This is a genomic window from Schauerella aestuarii (genome assembly GCF_009866805.1).
Taxonomy (GTDB): Bacteria; Pseudomonadota; Gammaproteobacteria; order Burkholderiales; family Burkholderiaceae_B; genus Schauerella; species Schauerella aestuarii.
This window is the reverse complement of record NZ_SIZW01000041.1, coordinates 193,879-206,516: the sequence shown is the minus strand read 5'-3', so window position 1 is coordinate 206,516 and position 12,638 is coordinate 193,879. Positions and strand designations below refer to the sequence as shown.

Below are 12,638 nucleotides of genomic sequence, written 5' to 3'. Positions count from 1 at the left end.
CAGCGGTCCCAGCGCCCGTTTGGTCAGCACCAACCAACGGGGCGTCTCGAATCGAACCACTGCGCGATAGAGCGACACATAAGTGACGGCAAACAAAAACACGAAAATCATCAATACCGTTTGCTGCTGCCAGAACAGCACGGCGGGAATGACTGCCAGCGAGGACAACAGCCACAGGTAAGGCGAGGTCATGGCGTTGCGTTGCACCTGGCGCTTCTCGTCGCGCGAGCCCACAGCCCAACGCACCAGGCGCCGGTAGACGAGCATGTGCAAGTGCACCCCGTCAGGCATCCCAGGCGAACCGCCGCGCAACAAGCGCTTCCTATATATAGAGAACAGCGTTTCGAAAACCGGGTAGACGCAAATCAACAGCGGGAACCAAGCCGACACGATCGGGTGGCGCGCCAGCATCAGCACCGAGATCTCGCCGATCATGAAGCCGATCAGGTACGCCCCGCCGTCGCCCAGGAAAATCAGCCCCTTGGGATAGTTCCAGACGAAGAATCCGCCGATCGCTCCCAGCATCGCCACCGAGGACACCAACAGCAGCCGATCGCCCAGGTAAAACGACACGTAGGCGAAACCGGCGAAGATGGTGGCCGAAACAAAGGCAGCCAGCCCGTTGTAGCCGTCGATGATGTTGACGGCGTTGGCGGCGCCACCCACGGCGAACATCGTAAAAATCAGTGAGAAGGCCCCGAACTGCAGCAGCCAGTCGAGCCCGATGATATCGATGCGAGTGATGGCGCCATCCAGCAGATAGAAGCCAACGCCGCCCGCGAGCATGGCCAGCACCAGTCGCACGGATGCCCGCACTTTCTTCGTAAGGTCTTCCGCCAAGCCGCCGGCGAACGCCAGCAGGCTGGCCACGATCAGCAAACCGAATTCTTTGAATTGCTCGCGCTCGGTAAACCAGAGCAGCCCCCAGATCACTAGGAGCGCGACGAGCAGGGCGACGCCACCTACACGGGGGACCGGACGGGTATGGAATTTTTGCACCCCCGTCAGATCGCTGTCGGCGGTGAACTGCGCATGGAGATGGGAGTACCTGACGACGAGAAGCGTCACCACGAGGGAGGTCAGGAATGCGGTAACGATGTAGATCACACGGAGCCCAGAGTCGAAAGCGCCGCTAGTTTAATGGCACAGGTCATTTGTAACACGCCCATAGTTGTTTTTGTTTTTAACAGTGCGTACGTCTGTAATTCTACTTTGCAACACCGTTCCCTTGCAGCGTAAACAAGCGCAAAATAAAGACACCAAACCCCACGTTAGAGGTTGCACCAAGCAGCCCGTGCAGAGGAGACAGCCATGCACATCAAAGACGCCCATTGGATCCCGAAACCGCAACATCAGGTTTGGGATGCGTTAACAGACCCGACCGTGCTGCAAAAATGCATTCCGGGATGCGCCCGGATGGAACAACGATCGCCTACGGAGTACTGGGTGACCTTGCACAGCAAGGCCTGCGGTATCGAGGCTGAATACGAAGGCGAACTGTTGCTTTCCGACATCCAGGCGCCAGATAGCTGCACCTTGGCCTTCGAAGGCAAGGGCCGCGCGGCCGGACTGGTGATCGGCACCGCGCAGGTCAACCTGACGACCAAGGATGACGGCACCCGCCTCGCCTACACCGTGGCAGGCATGGCAGGCGGCAAATTGGCCCAGGTCGGCGAGCCAATGCTGGTCAAAGCAGGTAACAAGGTCGTCGACACCTTCATGACCGCCTTCATGGATCACATCACGCGCGTGCCGACCACTGCGCCACCCGCGCCGCCTATGGTAGCTGAGGACGGCATGCGCAATCCGATGCTTACGTGGGCAATTCCGGCGTTTGTCGTGGTTCTTTTAGTCGGATATCACACACTTTTTCGGTAGCACGTTAACGAACGGGTGATATTCTTGAGGCATGACCTCACCTACCCGTTCCGACGGCAGTTCTTCCTCCGCAGCAGCAGCAGCACCGAAGCCCGCCGAACGGTCACGCCGCGATCTCCTGCTCGCGATGGCGGGGGTGGCCGCCACGGTCGTATTGGTCGCGTTCGACTCCACGATCGTGACCACGATTCTGCCGCGGGTCGCTGAAGCACTGGGTGGGATGGCACTGTATTCCTGGGTGGGTACCGGCTATTTGCTGGCCACCGCCGCTTCGATCCTGATCTTTGGCCGTCTGGGCGACATGTTCGGCCGCAAACCATTGATGCTGATCTCGCTGGCGATCGTGGCGGCCGGCTCAGTGGCCTGTGGTCTGGCCCAATCGATGCCCCAGCTGATCATGTTCCGAACCCTGCAGGGCATCGGCGGGGGCATGATGATCGCCACGGCGTTCGCGGCACCTGCCGACTTGTTTCCCGATGCGCGCGAGCGGGTGCGATGGATGGCGCTGGTGTCGGCGGCGTTTGCCATGGCCAGCGGCATCGGTCCGCTGATGGGCGGCGCAATCACGCAGGAATTTGGCTGGCGCGCGGCGTTCTTCGTGGCGCCGATAGCCGCATTGGCCTCCTTCTTTCTAATCTGGCGCTACTTCCCCAAGTTCCATCCCACGATCGACGGTGCCCGCAAAATCGATTGGGTGGGGGGATTACTGCTGATCGTAGCGGTGGCCGCACCGCTCGGCGCACTGCAGATCGGATTCGCGCGCGGTGGCGCAGGGTCGCCCATGCTGGCCATTGCCCTGGCTATCGCAGCCGTGGCGGCCGTGGCACTGCTGCTCCCCTACGAGCGACGCGTGAGCGCCCCCATCTTTCCGCTGCGCGTACTGCGGGGTTGGGAGCCACGGCTGCTCAATCTCGCTGCGTTCGCGATCGGCGCGGTAATGTTCATCCTGATTTTCTATAGCCCGCTGATTTTGCAGCGCGAGCTGGGCTATTCCCCCAGCGCCGCCGGTTTGCTGATGACGCCGCTGGTGGCTGCCATTTCACTGGGCAGCATCATCAACGGCCAGTTGTTCCCGCGCCAATCGGAGCCGCAACGGCTGATGGTTTTCGGTGGCCTTTTGCTGGCGACTGGCTGTGTGATGGTGCTGTTCATCCACGCCGGTACACCCGCCTGGTGGATTTTGCTGTCGTTCACGGTCAACGGTACCGCCTTGGGCTTTTTGCTGCCCAACATGACGCTCTTCATGCAGATGCTCAGCGAGCGGCGCGATATCGGCATTGCGTCCGCGCTGGTACAGACAACGCGGGCCATCGGCAGTGCGGTCGGCACGGCCGCCACTGGCATTGCCATCACCTACACGTCGGTTCTCGAAGGGGTGCGGCTAGGGCTAATCGCCGCCGCGTGCCTAAGCGTGTTTGCGGCAGTCGTCGCGCATCGGGTCAAAATGAAAAACGTGGTGTCGGTGAAAAAGCATGCGTAGTCGCGATTTAACGGATCTGTTGCTGTTGGCCGCCGTGTGGGGCGGCTCTTTTTTGTTCATGCGTATGGCTGCGCCCGAGTTTGGGACGATGGCGCTCGCTGAGTTGCGGGTGGGCATCGCAGCGGCGTGCTTGCTGCCCTTCGCGCTATGGCAAGGCCGGTTGGGGCCGCTGGTGCGCAATGCGCTGCCGTTATTTGGCGTGGGCGCGTTCAATGCAGCATTGCCCTTTGCGTTGTATGCCTACGCGGCCGGTTCGCTCGGCGCCGGTTTTCTGTCGATCGCCAATGCCGTGGCACCGATGTGGGGCGGCGTGATCGGGTGGCTATGGTTGAAGGACCGCCTGCCGTGGACCAGCGCATTGGGCTTGGCCGTAGGTTTTCTGGGTATTGTGGCCCTGGTGTGGGACAAGCTCGATTTCACGAGCGGCGGAAGCGGTCCGGCGGTGCTGGCCGCGATCGTGGCACCCCTGTGCTACGGCATCGGCGCCAACTTCACCAAGCGCTTCCTCACGGGCGTGGATGCGCTGACCAGCGCCACAGGCACCATGACGATGGCGGCCATCATGCTGATGCCTCTCGCAATCATGCAGTGGCCAGAGCAACCAGTATCGATCCGAGCATGGACGGCGATTATCCTGCTGGCCGTTCTGTGTACGACCATTGCCTACATTATCTTCTTTCGGTTGATCGCCAATATCGGCCCAACGCGGGCAGTAACCGTGACGTTTCTGGTGCCTGTATTTGGCATGTTCTGGGGTGCGTTTTTGCTTGGGGAAGTCATTACGCGGCCCATCCTTACAGGCGCCAGCGTGATACTTGCTGGAACCGCACTAGTAATTTCGGGCAAACCGAAAAAAAGATTTAGCTAAAGCACACGTTGATTTGGCGCAATTTTTTTTACTCGACGATCATCTGAAAAATACCACTTCTCGAAAAGAACATACGAAAAATATGAAACCAGTAATGTTAGAGCTATTGAGATGATTACGGCCCACACTACACCAAACGCTGATGCAGGCCACGGAGTCACTTTGTGCAAAACAAGCGAAGCCACAATAGAATGGTACAAGTAAATTGAATAAGATAAAGAACCTAGAGCTCTAAAAACTTTCTTACTCAAAAAACGATTTAGCCAGCAACCCTCATTCCACACAATACAAATAAATAAGATGGAAGAAGTAAAAATGAATACGCAATAGGTTGAAGAAAATTTCAAGTCATATACCGCCCTTGCTAAACCCAACAAAATATAGATGACAAAGGGCAAGATCAAAGGAACTTTCTCCGCGACAGCACTTAGAAATCGATCAGAGAACGATCCAATAAATGCACCTATAAAAAGCGCCAAAAATCGGAAATAATTGTCTGGTATCAAAAAATATGCGCTAAGCAATAAGATTCCTGCGCAGATCCGTACGTCGAAAAATCTTGCCAAGAATATAATCACAGGAATGAGAAAATAGAAGGCAAATTCGTAACCTAACGACCAAGAAACATGATTGTATGGTAAAACGCCGAACACAGGAAAAGCATTCAAGAAGAACATGTTTTTCACGAAGCGACTGCCATCCCAATCCCAACCAAAGATAGTTGTCACGCACGCCGTACAAACCACTAAAGATACGAAGAATGCGGGATATATTCTTTTCAATCTGCTCCAGATAAATCCCACATAGCTGAAACTGCTAGATTTTCTGACTAATATTCGCGACATCAAAAAACCACTTAGAATGAAGAATACGTCTACGCCATGATTTCCATCCGATAGATAATTAACAGCTCTCAACCATCCATTATCCGATCTATAATTGAATCGCAAAATGTCTATTTTATAGTACTCAATTACGATTCCGCCTAAAACATGCTGAAAGAATACAATCGCTGCGGCGTATATTCTTATCCCATCGATTGCTGGGAACTGCACAGACCTAATTAAATTTGACTTTTCAATGTTTAAAATGCTCTCATTTCTATTCATTTTTTTGTCGAGCAATTTGGTGTGAAAAGTATTAGTCTAAATAGACAAAGTGCTTTCGATCGGCTTAAAATAGCCTCCCGTTGGTTCACTCAAAGTTGGTCTTTCGAGCCGAACCGTACAGGAAAATTCAGTCGTGAAAGCCACGTACGAGCCAATCTCCAACAGATCGTAGATGACCACGGCGCGTTTATAATGCGCCGCTAGAGGGGATTGAGCAAACAATCGTTGTCAATTTTCGTGATCTTCTCGCGACACTTTCCACAGCTTGGCGACGCGCCTGGCGGTCACACCCGTGCCATAGGCGATTGCGAGCACGTCGTCCTGCGCAATGATCGGTCGAGAATGACGGCAAAAAGCCCGTCATTGGCGCCTAACTCAACGAATCAGTGGCGCTGGCGATGATCCGCGTCGGCTTTGCCCGCGCAGACACGGTCATAGCAAGCGCTGTCGCCCCGCCGTTGGAAGAGAGATTGACGGCGCTAACGCCCGTAACGCCATCAGCCAAGCCAAATAGCAAACACTGCAACGTGTGGGGAATTGAGGCCTTAAGACCCCTCAGAAGATGTGCAACCTGACGCTGGGGATCACGCAATGGCCAAAGCACCCGGCATGGTTCCGGATAAGGACGGCGATCACCCTGCTAGCCGCGCTGTGCACAGCTGTCGCCTACATCATCTTTCTTCGATTAATTGTGAGCATCGGCCCGAGGCGGGCAATGACCGCGATTTTTTAGCGCCTGTACTTGGCATGCTCTAGGTGCGTTCTTACTTGTAGAGGTCACGCGACCTCTTATGGTGGACGCATATGTGATTCTAGTCTGCACCTCGCAAGTAATTGCAGTCAAACAGATTACAAAATGATGAGCCGTGATCGCTCGAAGCGCCAGTTACCATCGCTTTATCGATTGCGCGCGATCCGCTTACTAGTATCGAATGTTGGCGATCCTAGGCCACGTCTTATTAACGTACTCACTGGTCTCGAAATCAAGGACTGCGGCCAAACGTATCCGAAAAGCGATCTTCCAGTTTCTTGCATGTGGCAGCCACGCCGGCGTTGTCGCTCGCCGGGCGCCGATCGAATTCGCGCCAACATAAATCGATCGCAGCGCGCCCTTTTTTCATTTCCTGCCCTTCGGGCGTCGCTTCTTTGACGAGACCATACAGCATAAAGGCGCCGACCAACGCTGCCGCACCAATGAGCACCTTGTTGAGGTCCAACTTATGCCGAAGATCAAGGGTATGTTTTAAGTCCACTGTCTTCTACGCCTTACCAGTTAGCAAGCACTTACATACGTTCGAAGATTCCTGCCGCGCCCATGCCGGTCCCGACGCACATCGTGACCATCCCGCGTGACAGATTGCGTCGCCGCAGTCCGTGCACGAGCGTGACAGCACGAATCGCACCCGTGGCGCCCAATGGGTGCCCCAGTGCGATCGCGCCACCCAATGGATTGACACGAGCAGGGTCTAACCCGAGATCGCGAATCACCGCGAGCGACTGGGCGGCAAACGCCTCGTTCAACTCGATCCAATCCATCTGGTCCTGCGTGAAGCCTGCCGATTTAAGTGCGGCCGGCACTGCCGCTTTTGGGCCAATACCCATGATCTCCGGCGGTACACCGCGCACGGCGTACGAAGAAAAGCGGGCCAATGGCGTCAAACCATGGGCTTTAACGGCTGCGCCGGAAGCCAGGATCAACACGCCTGCGCCGTCGGACGTTTGGGAACTGTTGCCTGCCGTGACCGATCCGCGGGCTGCGAATACGGATCGGAGCTTGGCCAGCGCCTCGGGTGTGGTGTCGCGCCGCGGGCCTTCATCGAGCGTGAACTCGGTGGTGTGCGATACCTGTTCGTGCGTATCCAGGTCGGCCCCGCGATGGGTCACCATCACGGACGTGATCTCATCGTTGAACTGCCCACTGTCCTGCGCGGCAATCGCCCGTTGATGCGACGTGTAGGCGAACGCATCCTGGTCCTCGCGCGACACGTTCCATTGCTCCGCGACACGCTCGGCGGTCAGGCCCATGCCATACGCGATGGCGAGGTTGTCGTCCTGCTTGAAGATATCGGGAGAGAAAGACGGTGCAAATCCGGTCATGGGCACCTGGCTCAGCGACTCGGTGCCGCCGGCGATGATGACGTCGGCTTCGCCCGTACGAATACGGTCGGCAGCCATAGCAATCGCAGTGAGCCCGCTGGCGCAGAAGCGGTTGACGGTGACGCCGGCCACGCTATCGGGCAGACCCGCGAGCAACACCGCGATGCGTGCAACGTTGAGCCCTTGCGCACCCTCGGGACGCGCGCAGCCGATGATGGCGTCCTCGATCGCTGCGGGATCGAGCGTGGGCACTTGCGCCATGGCGGCGCGAAGTACGTCAGCCAACAGGTCGTCGGGACGTTTGACGCGTAAGGCTCCACGTGGCGCCCGGCCCACGGCGGAGCGGGTCGCGGCCACGATGTAAGCGTCGTTGAGCGTTCGAGTCATGCATCAGTCTCCACATCGTTATGTACCGCGCCAACGTGTCAGCTCGGCCTCTTTGCATTCAAAGTAGCGCGTATTGCGCGCTGACGTTCATTTAGCGTCTTTTTTCCGCAACAGTTCGGGCGCGCCCACGACGATTGGCACGATGGCACCACGCCGTTGGCGAGAGTCGAATCCACCTTAATTTCGCAACGGCTTGCCCGTTTTCAACAACCCGCCGATGCGCGCCTGCGTTTTTTCCTGACCCAGAAGCGTCAGAAAGGCTCGACGCTCGAGCGCGAGCAGATATGCCTCGTCGACCAGCGTACCGGGATCGACATCCCCGCCGCACAGTATCCGGGCGACATGGCGGCCAAGCTCATAGTCGTAGTCCGAAATGAAGCCGCCATCGCGCAAGTTGAGCAGTTGGCTCGATAGCGTGGCGGCGCCATCGCGGCCAGCCACCTGGAACGGCACGGCCACGGGCGGCCGATACCCGGCCACCGCCAGGCCGTGCGCCTGGTGCACAGCCACATACAGCAGCTCGTTGACGTTCATGACCACCGGATCGCTTTCGCGGAGATAACCGATCTGGCGGGCTTCCAGCGCCGATTTCGACACCGTGGCGCCGGCGACGGCTTCAGCGAAGCGCTTGAGCACGCTGAGCAGCGGCTGGTCGGGTGCAACCTGCGCATGCAGCTCGGCCGCACGCCGCGCGCAGAACGTCAGGCCGCCTGCACCGGGGATCAAACCCACGCCCACTTCGACCAGGCCGATATAGGTTTCAAGGTGCGCCACACGCTGCGTGGCATGCACGGAAAGCTCGCACCCACCCCCCAGGGCCAAACCGGTGAGCGCGACCACCGTGGGCACTTGCGCGTAGCGCATGCGTTGCGCGGCCTCTTGCAGATGACGCTCTTCGCCTTCGATGGCCCCTGGCCCGTTGCGCAGCACGGCCTCCAATACGCCCTGTAGATCGGCACCTGCAGAAAACGGCTCGCGCGGCTGCCAGATCACGACACCCTCAAAGCGTTCTTCAGCAAGCGCAATGGCGCGCAGCAGCCCCGCCGTCACGGCCGGACTGATGGTGTGCATCTTGGTTTTGAATGAGACGATAAGAATGCGATCCGGATTCGGCGCGGGCAAGGTCCACGCGCGCACGGCATCGTCTTCGAATACGGTATCGCCCGAAAGTGTCTGCCGCTCGCCGGCCAGCAGTGGTGGAAAGAGCTGCCGCGCATACACCGGCAGATCGGATCTCGGTTCAAACCGGGCGGAGGCCGGATTCCAGGATCCCGCCGCCGTGTGCACACCGCCCGCATCGGCCACAGGCCCCGTGCGCACCCACGCCGGCAAGGGCGCATCGGAAAGCGCTTCGCCGCTGGCGATGTCGTCTTCGATCCATTCGGCGATCTGCGTCCATCCTGCGCTCTGCCACAGCTCGAAGGGTCCCTGTCCGTGACCGAAACCCCAGCGCATGGCGAAATCGACGTCCCGGGCGGTATCGGCGATATCCGCGAGATGCACTGCACTGTAGTGGAAGGTATCGCGCAGCAAGGCCCATACGAAACGCGCTTGCGGATGATCCGATGCATGCAGCGCCGCCATGCGCTTGACCGGATCGCGCTGCGCCAGGATTGCCGCCACCTCGTCATCCACGTGCGCGTCGGCCGGCACATACTCGCCCGCTGTGGGGTCGAGCCGCAAGATGGTCTTGCCGTCCTTGCGGTAGAAGCCGGCACCCGTCTTCTGTCCAAGCGCGCCCTTTTCGAGCAACGCGCCAAGCACCGCAGGGGTGGCAAAGTGCGCGCGAAAGGGATCGTCGGGCAGGCCATCCTGCATGGTCTTGATCACATGTGCGAGTGTGTCCAGCCCTACCACATCGGCCGTGCGGAATGTGCCGGATTTGGCCCGCCCCAATCGGCTGCCGGTGAGCTCGTCGACCTGCTCGTACGTGAGGCCGGCACGCTCGGCCTCGATCATCGTGGACAGGATGCCGAACACACCGATGCGGTTGCCGATGAAGTTGGGCGTGTCGCGCGCGCGCACGACGCTTTTGCCCAGCACCGAGACAAGAAAGGTCTCTAGCTGATCGAGCAGGTGCGGCTTGGTGGCAGCCGTAGGAATGAGTTCGACTAGCGGCATGTAGCGCGGCGGATTGAAGAAGTGCACGCCGCAAAAGCGGTGCTTGAGCGCATCGGGCAAGGCTTGCGACAACGACTCGATCGAGAGGCCGGACGTGTTGCTGGCGAGGACGGCGTGAGGCGCGACATGCGCGGCGATCTTGTGATACAGATCGCGTTTGTAGTCCAGGCGCTCGGCGATGGCTTCGATGATCAGATCGCAATCGCCCAGCAATTCGAGATCGTCGCCGTAATTGGCGGCGCGAATCCGCGCGGCCAGATCGGGATGCGCCAATGGTGCGGGATTGAGCTTTTTAAGCTGCGCGATGGCCTTGTGCGCGATGCCGTTGCGATCATCGCCCTTGGCGGGCAAATCGAACAGCACCACCGGCACCCCCGCGTTCACACAATGAGCGGCGATCTGCGCCCCCATCACACCGGCACCCAGAACACCGATCTTTCTAATGTGCGCAGCGGGACGCGCCACGCCGGACGATGGGGTTTGCAGCATGCTCAGTCTCCTTTTTATCAGCCACCAGCGTAACGCATCGGTGAACCAACAAAAACGCTGCGACATGCCTATTTACATAGGTAATTACCGCAAGCGGAAAGCACCGGCCGGAGACTCAATACTCGCCCGGCACGCCGGACCACGAAATGCCGATGCGCATCAAGCGATACGACAGGCCGTCGGCAAAGCGACGCACCCACCCCCGACCGTGATAATCATGCGCCAGGATGCGGCTGCCGCCCGCGTCGATGGCCGCCTCGAGCGACGTGCGAAGCTGCGCAGCGAAGGCGCGGTCATCCACCACCACATTGGCCTCGCGCGCGAGCAGGAAGCTGAACGGGTCGATATTGGACGACCCCACGACGGCGATGTCGTCGATGACGGCCACCTTGGCGTGCAGATAACTAGGCATGTATTCGACGATATCGATGCCCGCCGCCAGCAGCGGCGCATACAGCGCACGCGTGGCGTGATACTGCATGCGGTACTCGATCTTGCCCTGCACGAGTACCCGGACCCGAACCCCGCGGCGGGCAGCGCGAATCAGCTCGTCGCGGAACTGCTTGCCCGGCAGGAAATAGGCATTGGCGATCAGGATCTCGCGGCGCGCGGTTTGAATGCCATACAGATAAGCACTTTCGAAGGTCTTGCGGTACCGCACGTTGTCGCGCAACACCAGGGCTGCGCGCAGTGTGCCTGCAGCACGATCCTGCGTACTGCGCGGCCGCGGACGCCGCAGGCGCAGCTTGCGCCAGTCGCGTGGATGCTTGCGCAGGCGCGACCAGTTCAAGCGTACCCACAGCAGTTCCTGCGCATGCTGCACGTAGGGAACAACCGGCCCGCGCACCTCGACGGCGTAGTCGAAACGCGGCACCGGTACTCCATCCGTAGGATCGAGGTCGTCGTAATCGTCCAGTATGTTGATGCCGCCGACAAACGCCGTCTCGCCGTCGACGACCGCAAGCTTGCGATGCAGGCGGCGCAACCGTTGCCGCGATGGCACCCAGCGAACGAACCACTTCGGCTCGGGCCGATAGACCAGGCATTGCGCGCCGGCACCACGCAATTGCGACTGCACGTTTTGCGCCTGGTCGGCGCTGCCGAATCCATCCAGCACCACGCGTACCTTGATCCCGCGGCGTGCGGCCTTCATCAGCGAGTCGAGTACGCGGATGCCGGTGCGATCGAGCACAAAGATATAGGTTTCGAGATGCACGCTGTGCCGTGCATTGTCGATCGCCGCGCATAATGCGGGAAAGAAATCGGTGCCGTTTTCGAGCAGGGTAATGGCGTTGCCGTCGGTCCAGTCCAGCTGGACGATGTTGCCCCTCACGGCAACTCGAGCTCGGTGAGCAAGGGCGAATGGTCCGAAAGTTTGGCCCACTCACGCCCACGCAACACGCGCGCGCTGCGCACGGCAAAGCCGCGCTGATAGATGCGGTCAAGCCGCAGGAAAGGAAAGACGGCGGGGAACGTGCGAGGCGGCGGCAGCGGGCAATAGGCCGAGCCGCTCATCCCCAACTGACGGGTCCGGTCGAGCGCCTCGAAGGCATTGGGTACGCCGCGCAGCACATTGGCCATCCGCCGCATCGAATCGCGCAGCTTGGGGACCTCGCCCCCATGCGTGCGCGGTGCATGCGAGAACACCTCGTAAAGCCCCAATTGCTGCACGAAGTGCGGCGCCAACCGGTCGCCCCAATCGTTGAAATCGCCGGCGATCAAGATCGGATCGCCCTCGGGCACGAGCCGCTGAATGCGCTCGATCAAGGCCGTGATCTGACGCGAGCGGCCACCGGCAAAGAGGCCCAGATGAACCACGAAGCAGTGCACCTCGCGACCACCGATATCCACCGTGGCATGCAGCAGTCCGCGCTGCTCCATCCGGTGATCGGAAATGTCCTGGTTTTCGTACGAGATGATCTTGAAGCGCGACAACAATGCGTTGCCGTGGTCCGTCTGATCGCGAATGGCATTGCGGCCATACGCGACGGACATGTGCAACGCGGCGCCAAGCGATTCGTGCTGGGCATCGAATCGCGAGGCTTTTTCGTTGCGGCCCTGCACTTCCTGGAGAAAGAGCAGGTCGGGGCGCAAACCGTAGAGCTCCAAGCGCAGCGCATTCAGGGACTCCCGACTCAACAACGCCGAGCGGCCCTTGTGGATGTTGTAGCTCACCACCCTCAGCGCTGTCATGTCACCCCTTCTCGTT

The 12,638-nt window shown here is 59.2% G+C and carries 9 protein-coding genes and 1 pseudogene; 3 read left to right on the top strand and 7 right to left on the bottom strand.

Features of this window, described 5'->3' with window-relative positions:
• Nucleotides 1–15: 15 nt before the first annotated feature.
• Nucleotides 16–1,107, bottom strand: a pseudogene (locus EYW45_RS24510) (MraY family glycosyltransferase); the annotation flags it as partial.
• Between the two features lie 204 nt (nt 1,108–1,311).
• On the opposite strand from EYW45_RS24510, the gene EYW45_RS11850 reads away from it, so the two are divergent.
• From EYW45_RS11850 to EYW45_RS11840, 3 genes are read left to right on the top strand one after another with little or no spacing between them, the layout of a single operon-like run.
• Nucleotides 1,312–1,878, top strand: a complete 567-nt coding sequence (locus EYW45_RS11850) for a CoxG family protein (protein ID WP_161135621.1) — start codon at nt 1,312–1,314, stop codon at nt 1,876–1,878.
• A 31-nt stretch (nt 1,879–1,909) separates the two neighbouring features.
• A complete protein-coding gene (locus EYW45_RS11845; protein ID WP_161135620.1) occupies nt 1,910–3,358 on the top strand; it encodes an MFS transporter in 1,449 nt (482 codons plus the stop codon).
• The gene (locus EYW45_RS11840; RefSeq protein WP_161135619.1) at nt 3,351–4,226 is read left to right on the top strand and encodes a DMT family transporter; all 876 of its coding nucleotides are present in this window, start codon (nt 3,351–3,353) and stop codon (nt 4,224–4,226) included. Before EYW45_RS11845 ends, EYW45_RS11840 begins: the two co-directional genes overlap by 8 nt.
• On the opposite strand, the gene EYW45_RS11835 is transcribed toward EYW45_RS11840, so the two are convergent.
• The 6 genes from EYW45_RS11835 to EYW45_RS11810 all read right to left on the bottom strand — a co-directional run bounded on the left by EYW45_RS11835 (nt 4,223) and on the right by EYW45_RS11810 (nt 12,622).
• Nucleotides 4,223–5,335: an acyltransferase family protein gene (locus EYW45_RS11835; protein ID WP_161135618.1), complete on the bottom strand. Its 1,113-nt coding sequence runs from the start codon at nt 5,333–5,335 to the stop codon at nt 4,223–4,225. The genes EYW45_RS11840 and EYW45_RS11835 overlap by 4 nt on opposite strands.
• Before the next feature lie 983 nt (nt 5,336–6,318).
• On the bottom strand, nt 6,319–6,552 hold the full coding sequence (locus EYW45_RS11830) for a hypothetical protein (RefSeq protein WP_161135617.1): 234 nt from the start codon (nt 6,550–6,552) through the stop codon (nt 6,319–6,321).
• Nucleotides 6,553–6,619: 67 nt separating this feature from the next.
• Nucleotides 6,620–7,819, bottom strand: coding sequence for an acetyl-CoA C-acyltransferase (locus EYW45_RS11825; protein WP_161135616.1), 1,200 nt, complete (start codon nt 7,817–7,819; stop codon nt 6,620–6,622).
• 177 nt (nt 7,820–7,996) lie between these two features.
• Nucleotides 7,997–10,429, bottom strand: coding sequence for a 3-hydroxyacyl-CoA dehydrogenase/enoyl-CoA hydratase family protein (locus EYW45_RS11820; RefSeq protein WP_161135615.1), 2,433 nt, complete (start codon nt 10,427–10,429; stop codon nt 7,997–7,999).
• 115 nt (nt 10,430–10,544) lie between these two features.
• Complete coding sequence (gene clsB, locus EYW45_RS11815) at nt 10,545–11,762, bottom strand: cardiolipin synthase ClsB (RefSeq protein WP_161135614.1); 1,218 nt, start codon at nt 11,760–11,762, stop codon at nt 10,545–10,547.
• Nucleotides 11,759–12,622 carry an endonuclease/exonuclease/phosphatase family protein gene (locus EYW45_RS11810; RefSeq protein WP_161135613.1) on the bottom strand — a complete coding sequence of 288 codons (864 nt, stop codon included), beginning with the start codon at nt 12,620–12,622 and terminating at the stop codon, nt 11,759–11,761. Before EYW45_RS11810 ends, clsB begins: the two co-directional genes overlap by 4 nt.
• Between the last annotated feature and the right edge of the window lie 16 nt (nt 12,623–12,638).

Excerpts from the sequence above, each read along its gene's own strand:
- EYW45_RS11850 (WP_161135621.1), top strand. The coding sequence starts at position 1,312 with ATGCACATCAAAGACGCCCATTGGATCCCGAAACCGCAACATCAGGTT.
- EYW45_RS11845 (WP_161135620.1), top strand. The coding sequence starts at position 1,910 with ATGACCTCACCTACCCGTTCCGACGGCAGTTCTTCCTCCGCAGCAGCA.
- EYW45_RS11840 (WP_161135619.1), top strand. The coding sequence starts at position 3,351 with ATGCGTAGTCGCGATTTAACGGATCTGTTGCTGTTGGCCGCCGTGTGG.
- EYW45_RS11835 (WP_161135618.1), bottom strand. The coding sequence starts at position 5,335 with ATGAATAGAAATGAGAGCATTTTAAACATTGAAAAGTCAAATTTAATT.
- EYW45_RS11825 (WP_161135616.1), bottom strand. The coding sequence starts at position 7,819 with ATGACTCGAACGCTCAACGACGCTTACATCGTGGCCGCGACCCGCTCC.
- EYW45_RS11820 (WP_161135615.1), bottom strand. The coding sequence starts at position 10,429 with ATGCTGCAAACCCCATCGTCCGGCGTGGCGCGTCCCGCTGCGCACATT.
- EYW45_RS11810 (WP_161135613.1), bottom strand. The coding sequence starts at position 12,622 with ATGACAGCGCTGAGGGTGGTGAGCTACAACATCCACAAGGGCCGCTCG.